At 68.7% G+C, this 24686-nt stretch carries 27 protein-coding genes; 12 read left to right on the top strand and 15 right to left on the bottom strand.

The genetic code is table 11. From position 1 onward, the window contains the following. Positions 1–12: 12 nt before the first annotated feature. The 3 genes from BLV63_RS04875 to BLV63_RS04865 are packed head-to-tail and all read right to left on the bottom strand — an operon-like array spanning position 13 to position 2058. Positions 13–771: a cytochrome c biogenesis CcdA family protein gene (locus BLV63_RS04875; protein WP_066215851.1), complete on the bottom strand. Its 759-nt coding sequence runs from the start codon at positions 769–771 to the stop codon at positions 13–15. 3 nt (positions 772–774) lie between these two features. Beyond that, complete coding sequence (locus tag BLV63_RS04870) at positions 775–1389, bottom strand: TlpA family protein disulfide reductase (protein ID WP_066215854.1); 615 nt, start codon at positions 1387–1389, stop codon at positions 775–777. A gap of 3 nt (positions 1390–1392) precedes the next feature. Further along, positions 1393–2058, bottom strand: a complete 666-nt coding sequence (locus tag BLV63_RS04865; protein WP_066215856.1) for a histidine phosphatase family protein — start codon at positions 2056–2058, stop codon at positions 1393–1395. A gap of 245 nt (positions 2059–2303) precedes the next feature. On the opposite strand from BLV63_RS04865, the gene BLV63_RS04860 reads away from it, so the two are divergent. The 5 genes from BLV63_RS04860 to BLV63_RS04840 all read left to right on the top strand — a co-directional run bounded on the left by BLV63_RS04860 (position 2304) and on the right by BLV63_RS04840 (position 6097). Then, a complete protein-coding gene (locus BLV63_RS04860) occupies positions 2304–2849 on the top strand; it encodes a YceI family protein (protein ID WP_066215858.1) in 546 nt (181 codons plus the stop codon). Between the two features lie 216 nt (positions 2850–3065). Further along, positions 3066–3575 carry a hypothetical protein gene (locus BLV63_RS04855; protein ID WP_066215860.1) on the top strand — a complete coding sequence of 170 codons (510 nt, stop codon included), beginning with the start codon at positions 3066–3068 and terminating at the stop codon, positions 3573–3575. A 115-nt stretch (positions 3576–3690) separates the two neighbouring features. Beyond that, positions 3691–4347, top strand: coding sequence for a hypothetical protein (locus BLV63_RS04850; protein WP_074784036.1), 657 nt, complete (start codon positions 3691–3693; stop codon positions 4345–4347). A gap of 102 nt (positions 4348–4449) precedes the next feature. Next, entirely contained in the window at positions 4450–5277 is an 828-nt protein-coding gene (locus tag BLV63_RS04845; RefSeq protein ID WP_066215865.1) for a hypothetical protein, read from the top strand. A 103-nt stretch (positions 5278–5380) separates the two neighbouring features. Continuing rightward, complete coding sequence (locus BLV63_RS04840) at positions 5381–6097, top strand: GntR family transcriptional regulator (protein WP_066215867.1); 717 nt, start codon at positions 5381–5383, stop codon at positions 6095–6097. 22 nt (positions 6098–6119) lie between these two features. Here BLV63_RS04840 and BLV63_RS04835 read toward each other — a convergent pair whose 3' ends face one another. The 3 genes from BLV63_RS04835 to BLV63_RS04825 form a co-directional block, all read right to left on the bottom strand. Then, the gene (locus BLV63_RS04835) at positions 6120–6803 is read right to left on the bottom strand and encodes an HAD family hydrolase (RefSeq protein WP_066215868.1); all 684 of its coding nucleotides are present in this window, start codon (positions 6801–6803) and stop codon (positions 6120–6122) included. Positions 6804–6954: 151 nt separating this feature from the next. Then, entirely contained in the window at positions 6955–7689 is a 735-nt protein-coding gene (locus BLV63_RS04830) for a redox-sensing transcriptional repressor Rex (RefSeq protein WP_082724250.1), read from the bottom strand. Positions 7690–7718: 29 nt separating this feature from the next. Next, a complete protein-coding gene (locus BLV63_RS04825; protein ID WP_066215869.1) occupies positions 7719–7973 on the bottom strand; it encodes a glutaredoxin family protein in 255 nt (84 codons plus the stop codon). Between the two features lie 64 nt (positions 7974–8037). On the opposite strand from BLV63_RS04825, the gene BLV63_RS04820 reads away from it, so the two are divergent. Next, positions 8038–8853: an HAD family hydrolase gene (locus tag BLV63_RS04820; protein WP_066215870.1), complete on the top strand. Its 816-nt coding sequence runs from the start codon at positions 8038–8040 to the stop codon at positions 8851–8853. Positions 8854–9386: 533 nt separating this feature from the next. Here the strand turns inward: BLV63_RS04820 and BLV63_RS04815 are convergent. From BLV63_RS04815 to BLV63_RS04805, 3 genes are all read right to left on the bottom strand, one after another. Next, positions 9387–9485: a 30S ribosomal protein bS22 gene (locus BLV63_RS04815; protein ID WP_003792170.1), complete on the bottom strand. Its 99-nt coding sequence runs from the start codon at positions 9483–9485 to the stop codon at positions 9387–9389. 162 nt (positions 9486–9647) lie between these two features. Continuing rightward, positions 9648–9851 (bottom strand): helix-turn-helix domain-containing protein, encoded by a 204-nt coding sequence (locus tag BLV63_RS04810; protein WP_066215872.1) that lies wholly within the window; start codon positions 9849–9851, stop codon positions 9648–9650. A 147-nt stretch (positions 9852–9998) separates the two neighbouring features. After that, positions 9999–11168: a 3-deoxy-7-phosphoheptulonate synthase gene (locus BLV63_RS04805; RefSeq protein ID WP_082724251.1), complete on the bottom strand. Its 1170-nt coding sequence runs from the start codon at positions 11166–11168 to the stop codon at positions 9999–10001. Between the two features lie 439 nt (positions 11169–11607). On the opposite strand from BLV63_RS04805, the gene BLV63_RS04800 reads away from it, so the two are divergent. The 4 genes from BLV63_RS04800 to BLV63_RS04785 are packed head-to-tail and all read left to right on the top strand — an operon-like array spanning position 11608 to position 15338. After that, on the top strand, positions 11608–12624 hold the full coding sequence (locus tag BLV63_RS04800; RefSeq protein WP_066215874.1) for a sulfate ABC transporter substrate-binding protein: 1017 nt from the start codon (positions 11608–11610) through the stop codon (positions 12622–12624). Next, on the top strand, positions 12621–13415 hold the full coding sequence (gene cysT / locus BLV63_RS04795; RefSeq protein ID WP_066215875.1) for a sulfate ABC transporter permease subunit CysT: 795 nt from the start codon (positions 12621–12623) through the stop codon (positions 13413–13415). The genes BLV63_RS04800 and cysT overlap by 4 nt, the downstream gene beginning before the upstream one ends. Beyond that, on the top strand, positions 13408–14385 hold the full coding sequence (locus tag BLV63_RS04790; RefSeq protein ID WP_302846645.1) for a sulfate ABC transporter permease: 978 nt from the start codon (positions 13408–13410) through the stop codon (positions 14383–14385). Before cysT ends, BLV63_RS04790 begins: the two co-directional genes overlap by 8 nt. Next, positions 14382–15338 carry a sulfate/molybdate ABC transporter ATP-binding protein gene (locus BLV63_RS04785; RefSeq protein ID WP_066215877.1) on the top strand — a complete coding sequence of 319 codons (957 nt, stop codon included), beginning with the start codon at positions 14382–14384 and terminating at the stop codon, positions 15336–15338. Before BLV63_RS04790 ends, BLV63_RS04785 begins: the two co-directional genes overlap by 4 nt. 102 nt (positions 15339–15440) lie before the next feature. Here the strand turns inward: BLV63_RS04785 and BLV63_RS04780 are convergent, their stop codons facing one another. Further along, complete coding sequence (locus BLV63_RS04780; RefSeq protein ID WP_066215878.1) at positions 15441–15956, bottom strand: ArsR/SmtB family transcription factor; 516 nt, start codon at positions 15954–15956, stop codon at positions 15441–15443. A 113-nt stretch (positions 15957–16069) separates the two neighbouring features. Further along, complete coding sequence (locus tag BLV63_RS04775) at positions 16070–17251, bottom strand: acetoin utilization protein AcuC (protein WP_066215879.1); 1182 nt, start codon at positions 17249–17251, stop codon at positions 16070–16072. Between the two features lie 334 nt (positions 17252–17585). Between BLV63_RS04775 and BLV63_RS04770 the strand changes: the two genes are divergently transcribed. Beyond that, positions 17586–19010, top strand: coding sequence for a TrkH family potassium uptake protein (locus tag BLV63_RS04770; protein WP_066216072.1), 1425 nt, complete (start codon positions 17586–17588; stop codon positions 19008–19010). Next, entirely contained in the window at positions 19003–19689 is a 687-nt protein-coding gene (locus BLV63_RS04765; RefSeq protein WP_066215881.1) for a potassium channel family protein, read from the top strand. Before BLV63_RS04770 ends, BLV63_RS04765 begins: the two co-directional genes overlap by 8 nt. A gap of 123 nt (positions 19690–19812) precedes the next feature. On the opposite strand, the gene proC is transcribed toward BLV63_RS04765, so the two are convergent. The 4 genes from proC to BLV63_RS04745 form a co-directional block, all read right to left on the bottom strand. After that, positions 19813–20640, bottom strand: a complete 828-nt coding sequence (proC, locus tag BLV63_RS04760; RefSeq protein ID WP_066215883.1) for a pyrroline-5-carboxylate reductase — start codon at positions 20638–20640, stop codon at positions 19813–19815. Positions 20641–21367: 727 nt separating this feature from the next. Continuing rightward, positions 21368–21988 (bottom strand): DUF305 domain-containing protein, encoded by a 621-nt coding sequence (locus tag BLV63_RS04755; protein WP_066215885.1) that lies wholly within the window; start codon positions 21986–21988, stop codon positions 21368–21370. Positions 21989–22039: 51 nt separating this feature from the next. Continuing rightward, positions 22040–22423, bottom strand: coding sequence for a DUF6153 family protein (locus BLV63_RS04750; protein WP_139244647.1), 384 nt, complete (start codon positions 22421–22423; stop codon positions 22040–22042). Then, positions 22420–24642: a heavy metal translocating P-type ATPase gene (locus BLV63_RS04745; RefSeq protein ID WP_082724252.1), complete on the bottom strand. Its 2223-nt coding sequence runs from the start codon at positions 24640–24642 to the stop codon at positions 22420–22422. Before BLV63_RS04745 ends, BLV63_RS04750 begins: the two co-directional genes overlap by 4 nt. Between the last annotated feature and the right edge of the window lie 44 nt (positions 24643–24686).

The raw sequence follows: 24686 nt of genomic DNA, 5'->3' as shown, positions 1-24686 counted from the left end.
CCCGTGCCGGCCCTAGATGGGCAGCTTCACCTCGTTCTGGAACCAGGTCTGGAGCTGAACCGTCCATTCACCCCACAGGCCGCTGATCATCAGTAGGCCCAGGGCGATCAGCATGAGACCGCCGAGCCGCTGGATGGCGAGCTTGTGCTGGCGGAAGAACTTCATGACGCCCATGCCGCGCCGGACCGCCAGGGCGATCAGCAGGAACGGGATCCCCAGGCCGAGGCTGTAGGCGAAGGCCAGGAGAGCCCCCTTGGCCGCCGTCGACCCACCGGAGAGACTGAGCAGCTGCACGGCCGAATAGGTCGGGCCGATGCACGGCGCCCAGCCGAGGCCGAACGTCATGCCCAGCAGGGGCGCGCCCCACAGACCCGCGGGAGGCTTGGCCTTCAGCTTGGCATTGCGCTGGAAGAAGTCGAAGCCGCCCAGGAAGATGATGCCCATGATCACCACGACCACCCCGAGCCAGCGGGTGACGGTCGGCAGCCGATCGCCGGAAATCAGTCCGCCGAGCTGACCGAACGCACCTCCCAGCAGGACGAACACCACGGAGAAGCCCAGCACGAACAGCGCCACACCCGCGAAGATCCGTCCACGCCGCTGCTTCTCCAGGTCCACTCCGGTCAGGCCAGTGACGTAGCCGAGATATCCCGGCACGAGAGGCAGGACGCAGGGCGAGAGGAAGGAGACGAGCCCGGCGAGCATGGCCACCGGGACCGCTAGAAGCAGCGACCCGTTGAGCACGGTCTCCGCGAAGGGGTTGTTGGGCATGGATCAGGCCCGCTCCGCCAGGGCGGACGCGATGAGGGTCTTAAGCGTGCCCTTCTCGAGCTGACCGAGGATGCGTGCGCTGACCCGGCCCTTTCGGTCGAAGATCAGTGTGGTGGGCACCGCTCCCGGGGGAACCAGGCCGGACACGGAGAGCAGCACCTGCCCGTCCTTGTCATTGAAACTGGGGTACGTGATGCCGAAGTTCTTCTCGAACGCCTCTGCTGTGGCCTTCTCGTCACGGAGATTGACGCCGTAGAACTCGACGCCCTTGGGTGCGAACTCGGTGTGCATCGCCTTGAGGTCCGGCGCTTCGACCCGGCAGGGCGCACAGGCGGCGAACCAGAAGTTCATCACCACCACCTTGCCCTCGAGGTCTTTGCTGGTGACGCGCTTCCCGTCGAACAGCACACCCTGGAAGTCCTTGGCCGCCTTGCGCTGATCCGGGGCGAACTCGGTGACGGAGCCGTCCCCGGCCACGTAGTTCTTGTTGTCCCCGGCCCGGGCCTGCTTGGCGAGGGGATCGTCCTGGCTGCACGCGGACAGGGCGAGGCCCAGCAGGCCTGCGCCCGCGAGGCCGAAGACCTGACGGCGGTCCAGGGGGAAACGTTCGGTGCTCATCGCTCAGGCTCCCGGGGTGGTCGAGGCGCCCACCAGGAGGTCGGCGGCGGGTTCACGGTACGTCACGCCCACCAGCCGGCCGGCGTCGTCGAAGAGGAGGGACGTGACCGAGGTGAGGGTGCATTCACGCTTGCGGGGATCATGGGCCAGGCGGCGGCCTTCGGCGGCCAGGCGCGTGGACCAGATGGGCAGCTGGTGGCTGACGATCACGGCTTCGGCTCCCGCCCCGGCCCGCGCGACGGCGGTCTCCCGGGCCTGGTGCACGGCGGCCATCACGCGGCTCACCTGGGCGGCATAGGGCTCGCCCCAGGACGGCCGCAGGGGGTTCACCAGATGAGGCCAGTGCCGCGGATGGAGGAGTTCCCTGCGGTTGACCCGCAGTCCCTCGAAGTGGTTCTCCGCCTCGATGACGCGTTCGTCCGTCTCGATCTCAAGACCCAGCGCGGCCGCGGTGGGGGCGGCGGTCTCCTGGGCCCTGAGCAGCGGCGACGCCACCAGATGGACGATCGCCGCCCCGGCGTCGCGCTGCGCGCCGAAGTACTCGCCGAGGCGGTCCGCCATGCGATAACCGCGTTCTGAGAGGTGGAAGCCGGGGAGCCGTCCGTACAGGACGCCGTCCGGATTGTGCACCTCGCCGTGGCGCATCAGATGAACGATTGCATGGGGCATGGCTCCATTTTCTCAGAGTTTAAGGGCGACCCGGGCCAGAGTGGGCCCGCAGCGGCTGAGAATCCGCCATGAATCGACGGGCGGCGCCGATCACGCGGAGACATATGACTGGCGCCACGTCTGAAGTTCAGGAAAAATTTTCCGAACCCGGGAACAAAAGATGCATATGCATGTTTATACTGGGTGACAGAAGGTTGGTTGAGGCTTCAACCAATCGACGTGAGTGACCTGACAAGGAGAACCCCATGAGCATCCCCACCAACCTCACCCCCGGCACCTGGACCCTGGACCCGTCGCACAGCGAGGCCGCCTGGACCGTCCGCCACGCGGGCATCAGCAAGGTGCGCGGCACCTTCGGCGATCTGGCCGCCACCGTGACCGTCACCGACAACGATGCCGTCGTGGACGCCACCATCCAGTCCGCCAGCATCAGCACCGGCGACGCCAACCGTGACGGCCACGTCAAGGGCGAGGACTTCTTCGACGTGGAGAACCACCCGACCCTGACCTTCAAGTCCACCAGCCTGGAAGGCGACGGCGAGGACTACAAGCTGAACGGCGAGCTGACCATCAAGGGCGTCTCCGTCCCCGTGACCTTCGACGCCGAGTTCGGCGGCGTGGCCGTGGACCCCTTCGGCAACACCCGCGCCGGTGTCTCCGCCGAGACCACCATCTCCCGCAAGGAGTTCGGCCTGACCTGGAACGCCGCCCTGGAAGCCGGTGGCGTGCTGGTCTCCGACAAGGTCAAGATCAACCTCGAGCTCTCCTTCCTGGCCCCGTCCGCCAGCTGAAGCCCGCCCGGCGCACGGCCGGCGCATCGTCCTGAAGGATGATGCGGGCCGTGGATGCCCGACGACGCCACCCGGCGTCGTCGGGCATCCTGCGTTAAGCGCCGCGTCATCCCAGGTCACTCGCACCGTTACCTCGGGGTAACGGATGCATTGCGCTCAGACGAAAGTTACGCCGGGGTCTATCCGGCGCGGCCCGTCGAACCTAAAGTGTGGATTATGAGCAGCCAATATCCCGGTGCTCCGGGCACCGCACCCAGCAACCAACCTCCCGCGGGTCTCGGCTACGCAGCCCCGGCCCGGAACAGCTTCGGTTTCGACACGAAGAATCTCGCCGTCCGTCTCAAGGACGTGTCCGGCGTCCCGCAGCAGCTCGTCTACTCTTACTGGCTCTGGGTGGCAGGGGCCGCGCTCGGCGTGCTCCTGTCCATCATCAACGTCTTCATCCTCACCGCCTCCCTCGGCTCCTATGCGGGCATCGCGATCGGCGCCTCGATCGGCGGGATCATCTGGAGCATCATCTGGGCCGCCGTGGTCATCTTCATCGCCATCCGGCTCAAGGAAGGCTCCCGCTGGGCGCGGATCGTCCTCAGCATCCTGGGCGCCCTCGCCGCCATCGGTCTGATCGTGGGCCTGGTCGGTCTCAGCATCACGGCCATCGGCTCCGCGGTGACCGTCGCCGCGGCCGTGCTCATGTGGCTGCCCGAATCGCAGAAGCACTTCGTCTGAGGAATTGAAGAATCATCCCGTGGGCTGGGGAAACGCCTCCGCCCACGGGATACGGTAGAAGGAACGCCGTGTTCCTGGCGGCGGACCCGTACATGCCGTTCACGAAGGAGCTGTCATGAGCAGCACACCCAACGAGCCTGCAACCCCTCAGCAGCCAGGCCAAAACCAGCCGTCCAGCGCGCCCCAGTACGGTGCGAATCCGAGCGCACCACAGTACGGCGCGCCCCAGACCGGAGCACCCCAGTATGGCGCTCCTCCGGCCTACGGCTCCCAGCCCGGGCCGGCAGGCCCCGGTTATCCCGGCGCCCCGCAGTGGCCCGGCGAGAGCCCCTACTCCGGCGGGCAGACCCCGGTCGCACGTCCCCAGAAGGTGGAGATCTCGTTCTGGCTCATCATCGCGGCCGGCGTCCTCAATCTGATCGGCGCGATCCTGGGCGCGATGTTCATCTCGGACACCGCCCAGTACCGCGACCTGGTCCGCCAGATGGAGCAGTCCGGCGGCAGCGCCGATTCCCTCCGCTCCATGGTGACCCTGATGGCGATCGTGTTCGGCGTCGTCCAGCTGGCGCTGTACCTTCTGGTGGCGTTCTTCGTCCGCAAGGGCGCGAACTGGGCCCGCATCCTGGGGACCGTCTTCGCGGCACTGTCCCTCATGGGCCTGTTCGGCGGCAACGTCATCAACATCATCGTGGTCGTGATGGGCATCGCCGCCATCGTCCTCCTCTACCTGAAGGACACCAGCCCATACTTCGCCAAGCGGCCGAAGTTCTGAGCGCCACGACTCCAGCAGCACACCGTCCATGAGCCGGGGTGGGACGCCACAGACGTCCCGCCCCGGCTTGTCCGGGGCCATGCCCCAGTCAGGGAATCCCACATGAACAGCCACGCACCCACTCCGGAACCGGGCCAGGAACCCGTCGCACCGGAAGGTGGCTCCGGGCCGGACGCCCACAACCCGCAAGGCAGCTCCCCGGCAGCCGACACCCCGGCGGCGCCCCCGCAGGACCGGCCGCAGTACGGCCTCCGCGCGGCCGACCTCGGCCTGCCCTCCCCGTACGAGCAGTACCAGAGGGAGCAGGAGGCGGCGGCCCGCGCCGCTCAGCAGAACTCGTGGCAGTCTCCGGCTCAGCAGCAGCCCGGTCCCTACGCAACCCCTCAGGGCGGCGCGGGCTGGCAGGCGCCCCAGCATCCCGCGCAGTGGTTCCAGGGCACCCCTCCCGAGAAGCCCGAGGAACCCCGGACCATCCGCTGGGCATTCTGGCTCATCCTCTCCGGGTGCGCCTTCGGTCTGATCGCGTCGCTGCAGACCTTCCTGGCGGTGGACTTCGACGAGATCTACCGCGAGATGATCGACCAGATGCCGGCCAGCACCCGGAACATCCTGTCCCAGGAGAGCCCGGACTCCGTCAAAACCATCTTCGTCGTGTCCACCGTGCTGACCTTCGTCATCACCGTGGCCCTCTACGTCCTGGTGGCCGTTTTCGTGAAGAAGGGCCACCAGTGGGCCCGGGTCCTGGGCACGGTCCTGGCCGCCATCTCCGTGACCGGTTTCGGCTCCTCCGTGATCCTGGACCTCTTGAGCATCCTGTGCGGCATCGTCGGGATGGTCCTGTGCTGGCTGCCGGACTCCAGCGCCTTCTTCGCGCGGATGAAACTGCACCGCGACTACCAGAAGTTCGCGCGCTTCCGCGCTTCACGCTGAGCGCGGGCCGCCGTCGTCGCGTCTCTCAGAGCCGACGACGGCGGCGCCCTGCCTCCGCGACCGCTCCCCCGCTCTCGCCCCGGCCGGGCGGTAGGCTGAGCCCGTGACCGGCAGCTCCTCCTCGCAGCGCATTGAAGACGCCCTCCGGGCCGCCATCTCCTCGGGACGATACGCACCCGGCACCAAACTCCCCGCCGAGCGGGAACTGGCCGCAGAGCTGGGCGTGAGCCGCATGACGCTCCGCCAGGCCGTGGAGACCTTGCAGTTCCAGGGGATCCTGCGGCGCCGTCCCGGGCGCGCCGGAGGAACCTTCGTCGCCGGAACCGCCCCGGTGCTGGAACTGGGTTCCCTCCATGGCCTCTTCCAGCAGTTGTCCCGCGACGGAGCCGTGGTCGAGTCCCGGATCCTGCTCGCGGAGACGTCTCCGGCGCCGGCTGAGGTGTCCGAGGCCCTCCGGATCACGCCCGGCGATCCCGCTCACCGGCTCCGGCGGCTCCGTTTCCTCGACGGCGAACCACTCCTGATCGAGGATTCCTGGTTCCCGGCGGAGCGGCTGCCCGGATTCGCCGTCGAGTCGCTCACCGGTTCCGTCTACGCGCGGCTGAAGACCTTCGGATGGGAGCCGGTGCGGAAGACCGAGGACCTCATCCCCTCCGTGGCCACGGCAGAGGAGCGGGACCTCCTCTCGGTCGGCGCGCGGCACCCGGTCCTCCGCATCATCAGAACCGCCTACCGTTCCGACGGCCTGCCGGTGGAGTTCGCCCAGGACACCCACCGCTCGGATGCCCTGCGGCTGCGCGTCACCACCGGCTCCTCCTGAGCGAGGCAGGCGGGGGTTCCGTTCAGACCGCCAGCGCCGCCAGTTCCCCGAGCGGGTGCACTCCGGCCGAATGATCGGCGGCTGGACCGTCGGCGGCCAGCGGGCCCACCAGCACGCAGGGCATGCCTGCCGCCCGTGCCGCGGCCACCCCCGCGAGGGAGTCTTCGACCACGACCGTGGTCGCGGCCGGGACGCCCAGAAGCTCGGCGCCACGGAGGAAGCCTTCCGGGTCCGGCTTGCCCCGTTCGACGTCGTCGCTGCAGACCGTCGCGGAGAGCAGCGCTGCCAGCCCGCTGTCCTCCAGCGCGGGTTCCAGCAGACGCCGCAGCGTCCCCGTCACCACCGCCACCTTGGTTCCAGAGGCCACCAGATCCCGGACCAGGGCGACATGCGCGGCGGGGATCCGGGGCATTCGCCGGATCTCCTGCAGATAGCCCTCGCACAGGTGATCCAGGACGCGAGCGAAGAGGACGTCATCGCCTCCGGCCAGGGCGGCGCAGATGTCCGGGTCGCTGAGCCCGACGAACCGATCGCGGTATTCCTCGGCACTCAGCTCGAACCCGCACACCTCGAAGGCGGCCTCCGCGTACAGCCGGCCCATCAGATCCTCATCGAGCGACAGCGTGCCGTTGAAGTCGAACAGCACCGCCTCGGCCGAGGTCAGGAGCGCGCGGACGGCGCCGGGGGCGGAGAGAGACAGGGGCATGGATGTTCCTTCGTCGCGGGAGAGGTTCTGTGGGAACAATAGAGGCTCGGAACCTCGGAATTTTTGGTCTAGACCAAAGTTTACCGAGAGTTCGTCCTCAGGGTGGCGACTCTTCACCGCGGCGGGCGCCTCAACCCCCTCAGAAGTCCCGTCAGTCGACCAGGCGCTGGGCGTGATAGGCCAGGATCTGCAATTCGGTGGCCATGTCCACCTTGCGCAGATTCACCCCTTCCGGGACCTGGAGGGTGATGGGCGCGAAACTCAGGATGCTCTTCACCCCGGCGGAGACCACCCGGTCGCACATCTCCTGGGCCACGTGCGCGGGCAGCGCGAGCACCACCATGTTCGCGCGCGTCTGCGCCAGGCCGGTCTCCAGACCCAGCACATCGCTGACCCGCAGGAACCCGATCTCCTGCCCCACGATCAACGGGTCCGCGTCGAAGATCGCCACGATCTCGAACCCGCGTGACTGGAAGCCGCCGTACCGGGCGAGCGCACGGCCCAGGTTGCCCGCCCCCACGATCGCCACTTTCCAGTCCAGGGTGAGGCCCAGAGCCGCGGCGATCTGCCGGTTCAGGTAGTCGACCTCATAGCCGACGCCGCGGGTGCCGTGCGAGCCGATGTAGCTGAGGTCCTTACGGAGAGTCGCCGAGCTCACTCCGGACGCTTCGGCCAGCGCCTCCGAGGAGACCCGCTCCACGCCGTCGCCCGTGAGCGAGTTGAGGGCGCGCAGGTAGAGCGTCAGACGCGCAACGGCGGCCGGCGGGATCTGCTTCACGGCCTGCTCGGCGGCCGGATACCCGTCGAGGGCTCCCTGCGCGCTCGACGGCACGACGACCGGGGGCTTACCCCCGGTCGGCAGCGGACTCAGTTCTTTTTTCTTCATCGGTCTGTTTTCTTCACGGGCGGACCCGGTCAGCCCTGCTGCGCGTCGCGCAGCTTCCGTTCCAGGCGTGCGGGGTCGATCGTCCAGAAGTCACGCTGGACGCCGTCGATCATCACCACGGGCACCTCGTCGGCGAACCGCTCCCGCAGCCCGGCGTCGTCGTCGATCAGGGATTCCTGCCAGGGGACGCCCAGGCGGCCGGCCACCTCGGACACGGTCGCACGCGCAGCGGCGCACAGATGACAGTCCTTCTTGGTGATGAGGAGAAGTTCAGGGACCCGCATCCTCCCACGGTAGCGGTATCGGGGCGCCCACGGCACATCAGCGCCGTTGGATAGACTCGTCTTCATGGCCTCCACGCGAACCGAATCCTCCTCCAGCGTTCCCGTGGCCGAACTGCACCGCCATGAAGCCGCCTTCTTCGACGTGGACAACACCCTGATCCGCGGGGCCAGCATCTTCCACGCCGCCCGCAAGATGTACGAGCGGAAGGTCTTCACCCTCCGCGACGCCGCCTCGTTCGGCTGGCAGCAGCTCAAATTCGTGGTCCGCGGCGAGAAGCTCTCCGACGTCCACGAGATCCGCGACCGCGGCATGAAGATCGCCGCGGGAATCCGCGCCGAGGACGTCGCGACCCTGGGCGACGAGGTCTTCGAGGAGAGCATCTCCAGCCGGATCTGGCCCGGCACGCGCGCCCTGGCCGAGCAGCATCTGCGCGTCGGCCGACGGGTCTGGCTCATCACGGCGACGCCGATCGAGCTGGCCGAACCCATCGCATCCCGGCTCGGCCTGACCGGCGCCCTGGGCACCCGGGTCGAAGTGGTCGACGGCGTGTACACCGGACGGCTGGTCGGCGAAATCCTGCACGGGGAGGCCAAGGCCGACGCGGCCCGCGCCCTCGCCGACGCCGAAGGGCTGGACCTGGCCGAATGCTGGGCCTACAGCGACTCCCACAACGACATCCCCCTGCTGAGCATGGTGGGGCACCCGGTCGCGATCAACCCCGACGCCGGGCTGCGCCGGCACGCCAAAGCCCAGAACTGGCCGGTCTACGACTTCCGCTCCGGCCGCCGCGCCGCCACCCTGGGCCTGAAAGCGGCCACCGTGGGCGGGGCGGTGTACGGGCTCTGGAGGGGGCTCAACCACGCCCGCGGGCGGAGGTAGTTCTTCCTCTCGCATGAGGGGTGTGGGTTCCCACGCGGCTTAGACACGAGCCTTCGCTCGTTCCTCGCTGCGGCTCGCGATGCGCCGCTTCCGGGAACCCGCACCCCTCACCCCCACCGTCCTCCGCCCACGACGTGGTTTTGGAGTGGAAGGTGCCCGAGGTGCTCGGATTCTGTGGGGCACACTTGGTCGAGATTGCAGTTTCTCGGGGTTCCACGCCTCCGAGCCCCCAGAAAGTGCAACCTCGAGAACACCAGGGCCCTCGGGCCTCTCCCCCACGGAGCACACGTCAGCCCGGAACATCAGCACCCCGGCCCTACGCTCACGGGCGCGACGACCGAGGCGACATCGGAAGTGCCGCGAGGCAATCCCCAAAGCGGCGCATCGCGAGCCGCAGCGAGGAACGAGCGGAGGATCGTGTCTAAGCCGCGGGGGATTGCCTCACGGCACGCAGGCAACCCGCCGTCGTCGCGCGTTAAAAGCACCAGGCCCGGAACCTGACGGTTCCGGGCCTGTACGCGTGCGAAGTATCTCTACTTCTTATTGCGGCGCTGGTGGCGAGTCTTGCGAAGCAGCTTGCGGTGCTTCTTCTTGGCCATGCGCTTGCGACGCTTCTTGATAACTGAACCCACAGAAGTTCCTTACGGTAATACGCGGCCACCCCGCACCCGAGAATCCGGGGCTTGGCAAGCCGCACTTTCTTACGATGACGTAAAACGTTCCTTAACAGGGTACCGCTTCCGGCGCCCTGCCCTTGACCGGGTCCGTGAGGACCGGTCCGGAGGAACCCAGGTTCACGCGGTTTCGGAACGATTCCCCGTGACCGCTGCGCGGACGTACTCCTCGACAGCCACTTCCGGTACACGGTAGGAACGCCCGAAGCGCACAGCCGGAAGCTCACCCGAGTGAATCAGGCGATATACGGTCATCTTGGACACACGCATCTGGTCTGCAACTTCAGCCACCGTGAGGAAGTCGGTGTTCGCAAAGTGGGCCACGTCCGGCCTCCCCCTCCTGCAATTCAGCCTTGGTTCACGCCGCGAGGTAGTGCGGCGTGTCGGTACTGAGGTTGTCCCATCCTGAGTGCTAGTAACTCTAGTGGCAATTGAGCCTAAAGTGAAAGACGCCACGGATGCGTCGGATGACTACTGTCCCGCCCGCCGGTTCCGGCTCGCGGCGGCGAGACGTTTCAGCACGTCAGAGGTCACTTCCCAGCCCATGCAGGCGTCCGTGATGCTCTGCCCGTACACGAGGGCCTCGCGGGTCGCGGCATCCGTCTGAGGGTCGAACTTCTGGGCGCCGGGCACCAGGAAGCTCTCCAGCATGACCCCGGCGATCGTGTCGGCCGTCGAGGCGCTCTCCAGCTGGCCGGCGCCCTCCAGCTGCCCGGCGAGCTCGACGGCGACGCCGGCCTGGCGCACATGATCCTTGCCGCTGTTGCCGTGGCTCGCGTCCACGACCACCCGGGGGTTGCCGCCTCTCGCCCGGAGCGCCCGGGACACCTCCGCGATGGATGCGGCGTCATGATTCGGCCCGGAGGCGCCGCCCCGGAGGATGACATGTCCGTCACGGTTCCCGGCCGCGTGGACCACGCTGGTCCGCCCGTCCAGATCGGCGCCGAGGAAGGACTGCTGCCCCGCGGCGGCCTGGCACGCGTCGATCGCGTGCCCCACGGTGCCGTCGGTCGCGTTCTTGAAGCCCACGGGCAGGTCCAGCGCGGCCGCCATCTGCCGGTGCACCTGGCTCTCCGTGGTCCGCGCCCCCACCGCGCCCCAGCTCACGAGGTCCTCCAGGTACGGTGCGCTGAAGGGTTCCAGGAACTCCGTGGCCACGGGCAGCCCGAGGTCCGTCACGTCCAGCAGGAATCCGCGGGCCCGGTCCAGTCCGGTGGCGATGTCGTGGCCGCCGTCCAGCCCGGGGTCGTTGATCAAGCCCTTCCAGCCGACCGTGGTGCGCGGCTTCTCGAAGTAGCTGCGCATCACCACGAGCAGATCCTCCCGGTGCCGTTCGGCTTCCGCCGCGAGACGCCGGGCGTACTCCAGGCCCGCCGCGGTGTCATGCACGGAACACGGACCCACCACCACGAGGAGCCTGTCGTCCAGGCCGTTGAGGATGGCGCGGACCTCGTCACGGCCGCGGGCGACGACGCTCGCCTGGGCCGCCGTGAGCGGCCGGGAGGCGCGGAGCTCGCGGGGAGTGGGCAGCGGCGCGTAGCGGGTCACCGGAACGGTCGCGGCGGGAGAAGCGGTTTCCGCGACGAGCGGGAGATCCGTGGTGGACGGGGCTGCCGGGTTCACGATGGCTGCTGGTTTCATGATCTGGGTCCTCGGTTCTGGACGGACCCTGACCCGCAGAGCCCGCCGGAATGGCGAAGGGCAGGGATTGCATCCCTGCCCTGTGTGCTCTGAAGGTCGATGTGTATGCGCGACTAGCGACGCCGTTGGCCCTCCAGAGCCACAGCAAAATACGCATACCAACGCTTCGTCATGGTCCCAAACTGTAAGACCTCCGCCCGGCCCGCGCAAGCCCGCGGCCGGATTATGGCGAGCCCGGCCGCCCTCCAGGTCACGCAACTACACACGGAGACCTATATGACAGGCGCACGCGACGCCGTCGTCGTGCGTCGGTACATTTGCCAGCAACCGCGGCGCATCGGCGCCCGGCGAACACCCCGCTGTTCCTCCCGGTCCCTGTCGCATGTCAGGGCCGGCCCCGCTGGAAATCCCCTGCTGGATATCACTGAAGGAAGACCTCATGAAGACCTGGAAATCCCGTCTGGCCGTCACCGCCACCGCTCTCGCAGCAGTCCTCGGCATGACCGCCTGCAGCGGTGGGGCCTCCGGAGCGAACGGCACCCAGCTTTCGATCGTCGGCTTCGCCGTCCCCGAGACGGCCAACAAGGCCATCGCCGCCAAGTTCCAGCAGACCGACGCCGGCAAGGGCGTCACTTTCAGCGGCTCCTACGGCGCTTCCGGCGACCAGAGCCGCAAGGTCGCCGCCGGCGCCAAGGCCGATTACGTCCACTTCTCCCTGCAGAGCGACGTCACCCGCCTGGTCAAAGCCGGTCTCGTCGACGAGGACTGGAACAAGAACGCCACGAAGGGCATCGTCTCGGACTCCGTGGTCGTCCTCGTGGTGCCGAAGGGCAACCCCCAGGGCATCAAGGGCTGGGAGGACCTGACCCGTCCCGACGTCAAGATCATCACCCCGGACCCCAAGTCCTCCGGCTCCGCCCGCTGGAACATCCTGGGCGCCTACGGCCACGCGGTCGCCTCCGGCAAGACCGAGGCCCAGGCCTCCGACTTCCTGAAGAAGATCTTCGCGAACGTGACCCAGTGGGCCGGCAGCGGCCGCGAGGCCACGGAGGCCTTCGACAAGAAGGTCGGCAACGTCCTCATCTCCTACGAGAACGAGGCGATCCTCGCCCGGCAGAAGGGCAAGGACTACGACTACATCGTGCCGAACGACACGGTGCTGATCGAGAACCCGGGCGCCATCCTGAAGAAGGCCGACCCCAAGGCCAAGGACTGGCTGAACTTCGTGCTCAGCAAGGACGGCCAGACCGAGTTCGCCAAGACCGGTTTCCGCCCCGTGATCGACGGCGTGAAGACCGAGGTCAAGGGCGCCAACGACCCCGCCAACCCGTTCCCCACCCCTGAGCACCTGCTCACCGTGGAGAAGGACTTCGGCGGCTGGACCACCGTGGACAAGAAGTTCTTCGCGGACGGCGCCCTCATCGACCAGCTGCGTGCGGCGGCCGTCAAGAAATGAAGCCCGACACGCTGACCCGCCCCGCCACCGCGGGCCTCGGACTCGCGCTGCTCTGGTTCAGCATCCTGGTGCTGATCCCGCTCGCCGCGATCGTCCTGAGCTCGACGGCGGGGGGCTGGCAGCAGTTCATCGGCACCATCACGGACCCCCAGACCTTCGCGGCACTGCGGCTGACCGTGCTGCAGGCCCTGGGCGCGGCGCTCGTGAACGTCGTGGTGGGAACGACGATCGCCTGGGTCCTGGTCCGCGACCGCTTCCCCGGCAAGGCGATCCTCGAGGTCATCATCGACATCCCGTTCGCGCTGCCGACCATCGTGGCCGGTCTGGTGCTGCTGAGCCTGTACGGGCCGGAGAGTCCGCTCGGCATCAACGTGGTCAACACGCAGCAGGGCATCTTCCTGGCGCTGCTGTTCGTCACCCTCCCCTTCGTGGTCCGGACCGTGCAGCCGGTGCTCCTGGAGCTCGACCAGGACGTCGAAGAGGCGGCCGCGTCCCTCGGCGCCGGCCGCTTCACCACCTTCCGGCGCGTGCTGCTGCCCGCGTTGATCCCCGCGATCACGGCCGGCGCCTCCCTGGCCTTCGCCCGGGCCATCAGCGAGTTCGGGGCCTTGGTCCTGATTTCCGGCAACACCCCGTTCGTCACCGAGGTGGCGTCCCTGAAGATCCTCAAGTTCATCGAGAGCGACAACCGGGCCGCGGCCGCCTCCGTGGCGCTGGTCCTGCTGGTGGTCTCCCTGGCCGTCCTGGTCGCGCTCGACATCCTGCAACGGAAGGTGGCGCGTCGTGGCTGAGACCTCCCTGTCCACCGGCGTCTCCGTGGGCGCGGCCGCTGATGCGGCCGCCGACCAGGCCGGGCTCGCGTCCGACGCCTCGCGGACCTCCGCGCCCAGCGGCCCCGCCCGCCGTCGGGCGTCCCGGAACCGCGGTCCGCGCCGCAGCGGCGGAAGCGCCGTCCGCATCGTGCTGCGCGTGCTCGTGATCGGCTACCTGTTCTTCCTGGTCGTGTGGCCCGTGTCGCTCGTGGTGCTGCGGACCTTCGCGCCGGTGAACGACGTCGGCGGTTTCGACGCCTTCCTCACCCGCCTGGCCGACCCGGCGTTCGGGTATGCCTTCAACCTGACGCTGACCGCCGCCCTCTGGGCCGTGGGCCTCAACGCGGTGTTCGGGCTCGGCATCTCCCTCCTTCTGGTCCGCTACTCATTCCCCGGACGACGGCTCCTCTCCGCCCTGGTGGACCTGCCCATGTCCGTCTCCCCCGTCGTGGTCGGCTTGGCCCTGGTCCTCGCGTACAGCAGCAATCAGGGCTGGTTCGGTCCGGTCCTGGAGTCGCTGAACTGGCAGATCATCTTCTCCACTCCGGGCATCGTCCTGGCCACCACCTTCGTCTCGCTGCCCCTCGTGATCCGCGAGATCGTCCCGGTCCTCCAGGAGATCGGCACCGAGCAGGAGCTCGCGGCCCGCAGCCTGGGCGCCGGGGCGGTGCAGACGTTCCTGCGCATCACCCTGCCGGCCATCAAGTGGGCGCTCGTGTACGGCGTCGTGCTGTCGCTGGCCCGTGCGCTCGGCGAGTTCGGCGCCGTGAAGATCGTGAGCCAGGGAGCGTCCTTCAACGGCGAGACCGCCACCCTCCTCGTGGCCAACCGCTACGGCAACTTCGACGAGGCGACCGCTTACGCCGCCGCGTTCCTCCTGGTCCTGATCGCCATCACCGCGCTGGTGGTCGTGACCATCCTCCGCCCCTCCAAGGAGCACCGCTCATGAGCATCACGGTTTCACAGGTCAACAAGAACTTCGGGGACTTCGTGGCCCTGCAGGACATCAACCTGGACATCCCCACCGGGCAGCTGACCGCACTGCTCGGCCCGTCCGGCGGCGGCAAGTCCACCCTGCTGCGCATCATCGCCGGCCTGGAGAATGCCGACTCGGGCAGCATCACCATCAGCGGCCAGGAGGCCACGCATCTGCCGGCGCAGAAGCGCAATGTGGGCTTCGTGTTCCAGCACTACGCCGCGTTCAAGCACATGACCGTCGCGAAGAACATCGCGTTCGGCCTCGAGATCCGCAAGCTGCCCAAGGCGCGCATCAAGGAGAAGGTGGACTCGCTCCTGGAACTGGTGCACCTGACCCAGTTCGCGAACCGGCTCCCGGCGCAGCTCTCGGGCGGTCAGCGGCAGCGCATGGCGCTGGCCCGCGCGCTGGCGATCGAGCCCAGCGTGCTGCTGCTGGACGAGCCGTTCGGCGCGCTCGACGCCAAGGTCCGCAAGGAGCTCCGGGACTGGCTGCGGCGCCTGCACGACGAGGTCCACGTGACGACCCTCTTCGTCACCCATGACCAGGAGGAGGCCCTCGAAGTGGCCGACAACATCGTGGTCATCAACCATGGCCGAGTGGAACAGGTCGGCACGCCGGACGAGCTCTATGACGAGCCCGCCAACGACTTCGTCCTCGGCTTCCTGGGCCCCGTGACCGAATTCCACGGCCGACTGGTCCGGCCGCATGACCTGGAGATCTTCACCTCGGAGACACCCGGCGCCACGGCCGGGCGGATCGTCCGGAGCACCCGGGTCGGGTTCGAGGTCCGCCTCGAAGTGCAGCCGCTCGCCGCTCCCGACGGCCCCCCGGTGAACGTGGTGGTGACCCGGGGAGAGGCCCGCTCGCTCGGGCTGGCCGTCGGCGACACGGTGTTCCTCGGACTCCAGGCCGCCCTGGTCTGATCCGCGCCTCGTCTACTTTGATCGACTGCTCCACAGGATGCCGTTTTCCCCGGATTTCAGCCGGAAACCGCATCCTGTGGAGCAGTCGATCAGGGGGTGGGGCTATTTCTTGCGGCCCAGCTTGGGAAGGTTCGCGAACACCTCGGCCGCACGCGTCGCCGCGCGGCTCGCAGCCCGGCCGAGGTGCTGCCCGGTGTTGGCCACGGTTCCCGCTTCCAGGCCGCCGACTTCGGCGTGGTCTGCCTCCGGCTGGACGAATGCGGCGGCGGCAGGCTGAACGGCCGGAGCCGACGACGGCGCCACGCGGCTTCCGGGGGCGCCGGCGGTCTGCTGCCGGGCCGGCCGAGCCTGTGACGCCACCGGCGCCAGGCCGCCGAGCCATTCCTGCACCGCGCGCAGGGGTTCCCGTTCGAGGGAGTAATAGCGCTTCTGGCCCTGGGCGCGCATGGTCACGAGCCCGGCTTCCCGCAGGACCCGGAGATGCTTGGAAACCGTGGGCTGGCTCGCCTGGAGATCCTCCACGAGCTCGCCGACGGCTTTGTCGCCGGAACGGAGCGCGGACAGGATCTCCCGCCGTGTCGGTTCGGCAATGACCGCGAAGATGTCGTCAACCACCATGCCTCTTACCCTAGCGACATATATCGCCGAAGGCATCCTTATGCCGTCATGAGTCCTGGCAGGGGTTCATCGGGCACGCGGCCCCTCGGCCCGTGGCGTGCCCGGCACGGCCCTCAGTCGAACCAGGGGTCAAGCCCGAAGAGCGGGAAGACTTCCTTGCGGGTGGCCATGATCGCGCGGTCCACCGCGTTCGACGGGTCGTACCCGGTCTCCCAGGACCGCCACCAGATGTCCTCGCCGTCACCCATGAACCGCGGCGCCTCCACCCCGTAGTCACGCTCCACGCGCTCGATCCAGCGCTCCGGGACCGGGGTGTTCACGGGCAGGGAGCGTCCGCTGGCGATGGCCACCAGATGGGTCCAGGAGCGGGGCACCACGGAACACACCTCGTACCCGCCGCCGCCCGTGGCGATCCAGCGGTCGCCGCAGTGGCGCTGCGCGAGAGATGCGACGGAATTCATGGCCTCCCGCTGTCCGTCCACCGTGACGCGGAGATTGCTGAGGGGATCGTCCCGGTGCGAGTCCGCCCCGTGCTGGCTCACGATGACCTCCGGCGCGAACTCCCGCACCACCGCCGGAACCACCGAGTGGAACGCGCGCAACCAGCCGGCGTCGTCCGTCCCCGCCGGAAGAGCGATGTTCACCGCGCTGCCCATGGCGTCCGGCCCGCCGGTCTCCACCGGGAAGCCGGTGCCGGGGAAGAGGGTCTGCCCGGACTCGTGAAGGGAGATGGTCAGGACCCGCGGATCGTTCCAGAAGATGCTCTGGGTGCCGTCGCCGTGATGGGCGTCGACATCGATGTACGCCACGCGCCGCACTCCCCCGTCGAGGAGGCGCGTGATCGCGAGGGCGGCGTCGTTGTAGATGGAGAAACCACTCGCGCGATCACTGGCCGCGTGATGCATGCCCCCACCGAAATTCACCGCCCGGACGGCTTCCCCGGAAAGTATGCGGTCCGCGGCAAGCAAGGACGCACCGGCGAGCCGCGCAGCCGCCTCGTGCATGCCGGCGAAGGCGGGGTCGTCCTCAGTGCCCAGGCCCAGCAGTGGCAGGGGGTTGCCGGGATCCTCCGAAACCTGGTGGACCGCCGCCACATACGCGGGGTCGTGGACCCGCTCGAGCTCCGCGTCCGTGGCGACCTCCGGGGCCAGCACCGTCACCTGAGGCCGGTACAGCACGCCGAGATCCTGGGCCAGCTGCGCAGTCAGCTCGAGCCGGGCCGGCGCCATGGGGTGGGTGGGGCCGAAGTCATAGGCCGTCATGGCCGGGTCCCAGACCACGGTCGTCAGCGGCATGTCATGATTCACCGCACTCCGCGGCACGGCCGGGGAGGGGGCGGGGGAAGACGGCGCCGGTGCTGCTTCATGGGACTGAGACATCAAGGACAGGCTACACGTCAGCCGTGCAATGGGGCCGATTGGTGGTTAACTACTGCAAGGACAACGCGGGCCCCGGCCCAGAGCCTCAACAGAAGGACTGCTCATGCCCACCTCCGGGCCCCATCACCAGCCCCCACGGCCCTCCCGGGCCGAGGCGGCCCCGACGCCGGGCGGACGTGCCACGGGGAAGGCCCGCCGCGGCGTCGCGGCGGCCACTCCTGGCGGCCGGACCGTGCGCGGCGACCAGGGCATGGACGCCCCGTTCGCCGAACCCCTCACGGGCTGGCAGCCGCCCCAGGAATCCGGCAGGTTCGGCGCCTTCACTGCGGTGCGCGACTTCGTCGACCGGCTCGCCAATTCTTCGCCGGCCCGTCTGGCGCTCGTGGCCTTCACCTCGGTCATCCTGCTCTTCACCTTCCTACTCTCGCTGCCGATGGCGTCCAGCAGCGGACAGGTCACCCCGCTGCACCAGGCCCTGTTCACGGCCGTCTCGGCGGTCTGCGTCACCGGCCTCACCGTGGTGTCGACCGCGGCGCACTGGACCTTCTTCGGGCAGCTCGTGATCATGATCGGCATCTTCGTGGGCGGTCTCGGCACGCTGACCCTCGCCTCGCTCCTGGCCCTCATGGTCAGCAAGAAGCTCGGCGTGCGCGGCAAGCTCATCGCTCAGGAGGCCATGAACAACGCCGGCAGGCTCGGCGAGGTCGGCACCCTGCTCCGGGTGGTCATCATGACGTCCATGGTGATCGAAGGCGCCCTGGCCCTCGCCCTCATCCCGCGGTTCTGGACGCTCGGCGAGAGCTTCTGGACGGGCATCTGGCACGGCGTGTTCTACTCGATCTCCGCATTCAACAACGCCGGATTCACGCCGCACTCGGACGGGATCGTGCCGTATGAGACGGATCTGTGGATCCTGATCCCCCTCATGCTGGGCGTCTTCCTGGGGTCCCTGGGCTTCCCCGTGGTGATGGTCCTGCAGCAGAACGGCCTGAACTGGCGCAAGTGGAACCTCCACACGAAGCTGACCATCCAGGTGTCCCTCATCCTCCTGGTGGTCGGCAGCCTCCTCTGGGCCCTCATGGAGTGGGACAACCCGCGCACCATCGGCAGCATGGGGGTCGGGGACAAGATCATCCACTCCGTCTTCGCCTCGGTGATGACCCGTTCGGGCGGCTTCAATCTGGTGGATCAGAACCATCTGGACTCCACCACCATGCTCCTGACGGACGCGCTGATGTTCGCGGGCGGCGGCTCGGCGTCGACGGCCGGCGGCATCAAGGTGACCACGATCGCCGTGATGTTCCTGGCGATCCGCGCCGAGGCCCGCGGTGACGCGGATGTGAAGGTCTACGGCCGGACCATCCCCCAGGGCACCATGCGTGTGGCGATCTCGGTGATCGTCATGGGCGCCACCTTCGTCTCCGTGGCCGCGTTCTCACTGCTCGCCATCAGCGGCGCCAGTCTGGACCGGGTGCTCTTCGAGACCATCTCAGCCTTCGCCACCGTGGGGCTGAGTACCAACCTCAGTGCTGAACTGCCGCCGTCGGGCGTATATGTTTTGAGTGCTCTGATGTTCGCCGGACGCGTCGGCACGGTCACCCTGGCCGCGGCGCTGGCGATCCGGCAGCGGAGCCAGCTGTACCACTTCCCGGAAGAGAGGCCGATCATTGGCTAAGAACCAGGGCGCCACGAACCGCCCCTCCCCCAACGCGCCGGTCCTCGTGATCGGTCTGGGCCGATTCGGCGCCGCGACGGCCGAGCAGCTGGTCAAACAGGGCCGCGAGGTCCTGGCGATCGAGCGCGACCGCACCCTGGTCCAGAAGTGGGCTCCGGTCCTGACGCACGTGGTCGAGGCCGACGCCACGAACATGGACGCCCTGCGCCAGCTGGGCGCGCAGGAGTTCTCCTCGGCGGTGGTGGGCGTGGGCACGTCCATCGAGTCGAGTGTGCTCATCACCGTGAACCTGGTGGACCTCGGCATCGAACACCTGTGGGTCAAGGCCATCACGCCGTCGCACGGCAAGATCCTCACCCGCATCGGCGCGAATCACGTGATCTATCCGGAGGCCGACGCCGGCGTCCGGGCGGCGCACCTGGTCTCGGGCCGCCTGCTCGACTTCATCGAGTTCGACGACGACTTCGCCATCGTCAAGATGTACCCGCCCAAGGAGACTGTGGGCTTCACCCTCGAGGAGTCGAAGGTCCGCTCCAAGTACGGCGTGACCGTGGTCGGCGTGAAGTCCCCCGGCGAGGACTTCACATATGCCCGGCCGGACACCAAGGTCTCCAGCCACGACATGCTGATCGTCTCCGGACACGTCGACCTCCTGGAGCGCTTCGCGGCACGCCCCTGAGGCCGGCCTGCGGCTTGGTTCGGCTCGCGAAGCGGCTTCGCCGCGAGGTCACAGTTGAGGCCCGGAAAACCACGTTTTCCGGGCCTCAACTGTGACTTCGCGGGTGAGGTAGGTGCGGCGGCGTCAGTCCAGGCTGGCGGTGATCTCCGCGGCACGGGCCGCTGCGGCACGCGCACCGGCGGCGATGATCGCGGGGATGCCCTTCTCATCGAAGGTGGCGATGGCGCGTTCCGTCGTGCCGTTGGGGCTCGTGACGGCCTTGCGCAGCGCTGCGGCGTCGGCGCCCTCCTCGCCCAGCATCAGGCCCGCACCCGCCACCGTCTCGCGCGCCAGAAGGGCGGACAGCTCGGGATCCAGCCCCAGTTCGACGCCGGCGGCTGCCATGGCCTCGGCCAGGTAGAAGGCGTACGCGGGTCCGGAGCCGCTGACGGCGGACAGGGCGTCAACCTGCTCCTCCGGGATCTCGACGACGGTCCCCACCGTTTCGAACAGCTCCCGCACCGTGGCCAGCTGCTCGGCGCTGGTGCTGGTGCCCCCCGACACCGAGATGACGCCCTTGCCCAGGCGGGCCGGCGTGTTGGGCATCGTGCGGATGACGGGCTGCCCGGCGGGCAGGGCCTCTTCCAGCTGGGCGATGGACACGGCCGCGGCCACGCTCACCACGACGGTCTCCGGGGCCAGCACCGGGGCGATCTCACGGGCGAGCGCGGCGATGCCCACCGGCTTGACACCCAGGATCACGACGGCGGCGTCCCGCACGGCTTCACGGTTCGCCTCCGGGTCCTCGGAGCCCGCGATGGCCACCACCCCGTGGCGCTCGGCCAGTTCGGCCGCACGTTCGGCCCGGCGCACCGTCGCGACGATGTCGCTGGGTTCCGAGCCGGCGGCGATGAGGCCGGACAGGATGGCTTCGTTCATGGATCCACAACCGAGGAAGGCGATTCTGCTCATGCCCCCATCTTGGCATGGAGCATCCGAGAGGCACGAGGCTGTTCCAGGTGGACCGGGCTGCCGCCGCCGAAGGCTTTTGCTGCTGAACGCTGTCGCTGCCGCGGTCTGCTGATGCCGCGCGGGGCGCGGACCGCCGACGAGGGCGGCCCGGACTTCGACGGCTCCTTGAGGCGCAGATCACCGGCCGTTTCCCCGATTCCCAGGCTATGCACGGGTTCGGTGAAGCCTCTTCACAACTTGCCTTCCTAGAGTAGTTAGTACCTCAAAGGGTGCGAGTGAATCTGCGGATGCGAAAGCGTCCGCACGGAAGTCGGCAGCTGTACGGGTTTTCCCCCTGATCCCCCGTTCAGTTGCCGGCTTTCGGTCTTTAACGCCGCGTTACGCGGCCCGCCACGCCCGGCCTCCGTGCGTCATCTGGCGTCTTGGACAAAGTTTTCCCACGTCAAACACGTGTTAAGTGAAAAGTGTCGCTTTTCCCAGGGAGTTCCAAGGTAAAAACTGTTGTTTCCGGGAGCTTGAAGAGTAAAGTAGTTATTGCCTCATGGAGGTGCGAGTGATGATCCAGCCCCGCAAGGGCTGGACGACGCCGGGTAGTACAAGGAACGTTCCCCCCAAGTGTTCCTTGACCAAGCTACCCGGCGTTCGCTCGTTAACGGGCGTTCCTCAGACACAGGCCCCCGGCGAGCCGGCGCCTCTCAGCACCGGCCCGCCGTCGGGCCCCTGACTGTCAGAGTCCGGCCAGCAGCTTCTTCATCTCAGCGATCTCCGCGGCCTGGTCGGTCACGATCTTGCGGCTCAGCTCCACGGCCTTCGCGTCCTTGCCGTCACGGCTCTCGGTGCGGGCCATGGTGAGCGCTCCCTCGTGATGCTTGATCATCTGCGTCAGGAAGAGCCGTGCGGCCTCCGTCCCCTGAGCGGACTTCAGCTGCTCCAGGTCCTCGGCGCTCATCATCCCCTCCATCGAGTGGCCTCCGTGGTCGGCCTGCTTCTCTCCCCAAGCGCTGAGCCAGGAGGTGAGCGTGGAGATCTCCGGACCCTGCGCCTGCTGGATCCTGCGGGCCAGGGACGTCACCTCCGCGGGCACCCCCTGTTTCTCCAGCACGATCCCGCTCATCTCGAGCGCCTGCCGATGGTGCGGGATCATCATGGCCGCGAACATCGTGTCCGCGGCATTGTGGCCGTCACCGGCAGGGTCGCCGGTCGACGGAGCCGGAGCGCTGGACGCGGGCATGCTGTGCCCGGGCATCCCTGCCATGTCGCCGCCCGAGCCTCCGGAACCCGTCGAGCAGGCCGAGAGCAGGAGAGCCGCGCCGAGGCCGGCCGCCGTGGTGATGAGTGTCTTCTTCATGAAATGGTCCTTCCAGAGGATTGAGGTTCGGTCTGCGATGCCACCGGAACCTCACGTTCTGCTGATGCAGAGCTCCACCAGGGACGGCGCCCCCGGACCACGGACCGACGCCGGGACCGTCGGCACCCGGAACACCGGCCCCCCGACGGTCCAGGGTCCGGCCGGAACCACGAGACCTGGAGCGTGACCGCCCGGCAGGGGGACGCAACCCGACCCCGCGCCCGCCATCGTGTGACACGGACCCGGACCGTCACACGGCGCGGGAGCCTCCGACGGCGGGCGGTCGACCATCCGGAGGGCGGCGCCGTCGTCGTGGGCCGGCTGAGCCGCTGCGTGGGAGTGCGCCGCCGCCATCGGAAGCCCCGCGAGCGGATGCATGCCCAGGAGCCCCGCGAGCACGCCGAGGACGAGCAGTAGCCGCTTCAGCACGGTCATACGAGCGACGCCGGGTCGAGCCGGAGACGGCGCAGCAGCTGTGCGTTGAGGGCCACCACGATGGTGGACAGGGACATGAGCACGGCACCGGCAGCCGGGGACAGCACGACGCCGGCGAAGGCCAGGACGCCCGCCGCGAGCGGGACCGAGAGGACGTTGTAGCCCGTGGCCCAGATCAGGTTCTGCCACATCTTCCGGTAACTCGCGCGCGAGAGTTCGACCAGGGAGAGGACCGCCCGCGGGTCGTTCCCCGCCAGCACCACCCCGGCCGATTCGACGGCGACATCCGTGCCGGCGCCGATCGCGATCCCCACGTCCGCCCGGGCCAGCGCCGGAGAGTCGTTGACACCGTCGCCCACCATCGCGACGCGCAGGCCGCGGGCCTGCAGCTCCGCGACCTTGCCGTCCTTGTCGGCGGGCAGCACCTCCGCGAAGACCTCGTCGATGCCGAGCTCCGATGCGACCGCCTCCGCCACCTGACGGGCGTCGCCCGTGATCATGGCGACCGCGATCCCCCGCGCCTGCAGAGCGGACACCGCCTGCCGTGACGCGGGCCGGATGCCGTCCTCCAGGCTGAGGGCGCCGAGCACGGTCCGGTCCTGGAGGACGTGCAGCACGGCCGCGCCGCGCGACGACCAGGCTTCCGTGGCGGTCCTCAGCCCTTCGGGCTCAGCGACGTCCAGCTCGGCCAGCAGGGCGGGGCCGCCCACCCGGTACTCGACGCCGTCGACGACGGCGCGTGCGCCCCGCCCGGTCAGGGCTTCGAAATCATGGGCGGCGGGCGCCGTCAGTCCGCGCTCCCGGGCCGCGCGGACGATCGCGCGGGCCACCGGGTGTTCGCTGTCGGCCTCGACGGCGGCCGCAAGGGCGAGCATCCGGTCGGCATCGCCGTCGACCGCGGAGGTCTCGCGGACGGTCGGCTCACCCTCCGTGAGGGTTCCGGTCTTGTCGAAGAGCACGACATCCACGGTCCGCATCTTCTCCAGGGCGATCCGGTTCTTGAGGAGGATCCCGGCCCGCGCCGCCCGTTCCGTCGAGATCGCGATCACGAGCGGAATCGCCAGGCCCAGGGCGTGCGGGCAGGCGATCACGAGCACCGTCACGGTCCGGGTCACGGCCTCAGGGATGTCGCCGAGGAGAGCCCAGACGAGGAAGGTCAGGAGGCCGGCTCCCGTGGCGAAGTAGAACAGGAAGGCGGCCGCACGATCCGCGAGGGCCTGTGTCCGGGACGAGGACGCCTGCGCTTCGGCGACGAGCCGCTCGATGCCCGCCAGCGCGGTGTCCCCGCCGACCGCGGTGACCCGGACCCGCACACTGTTGTCCGTGGCGACGGTGCCCGCGACGACCGGATCACCCGCGGACTTGAGGACGGCCCGGGACTCGCCCGTGATCATCGATTCGTCGAACTCGGCCCGCCCTTCCGTGATGACGCCGTCCGCCGGCATCCGCGACCCGGACCGCACCAGGAGGAAGTCACCCGCTCGGAGCGCGGACGTCGGCACCGTCTCGGTCCCGTCCTCGGTGAGACGTTCGGCTTCGTCGGGCAGGAGCGCGGCAAGGGCGTCCAGCGCCCCGCGGGCCGAACCGAGGGCCCGCATCTCGATCCAGTGCCCGAGCAGCATGATGGTGACGAGCAGCGCCAGTTCCCACCAGAAGTCCAGGTCGAAGCCGCCGAGGCCCAGGGTGGTGGCCCAGGACGCCAGGAAGGCCACAGTGATGGCCATGCTGATCAGGAGCATCATGCCGGGACGGCGATCCCGCAGTTCCTGGACGCCGCCCTTCAGGAACGGGGCGCCGCCGTACAGGAAGATCACGGTGCCGAGAACAGGCGTGATCCAGGCCGAGCCGGGGAACTCCGGGGCGCGGAACCCCAGGAGATGGCCCACCATCGGGCTGAAGAAGACCACGGGGACGGACAGCACGAGCGTGAGCCAGAAGCGGCTGCGGAACATCGCGGTGCTGTGCCCGGCGTGTTCCCCGTGCTGGTGCACCTGGTGGTCGTCGTCCGGCTCGGGGTGGTGGGTGTGGTGGGCGTGTTCTGTCGTGGCGGTCGCCGTCTTCAGCGAGCCGGGTTCGTGGGAGCCGGGTTCGTGGGAGCCGGGCTCGCGGCTGGACCCGGGGCCATGGTCGCTGTGGTCGCCGTGGCCCGCAGAGGCCTCGGCCTGATGAGTTTCGGGATCCTGCGGATGGTGATGGTCGTGCTGCTGGTGCTGCTTCATGTCCCCTCCGGGAGATCTGCCGCGCGCTGCCGGCGGGACCGCGC

This window comes from Arthrobacter woluwensis, assembly GCF_900105345.1.
Lineage (GTDB): Bacteria > Actinomycetota > Actinomycetes > Actinomycetales > Micrococcaceae > Arthrobacter_E > Arthrobacter_E woluwensis.
Note: the sequence above shows the minus strand (reverse complement) of the source record. Positions and strands in the feature narration are given on the sequence as shown.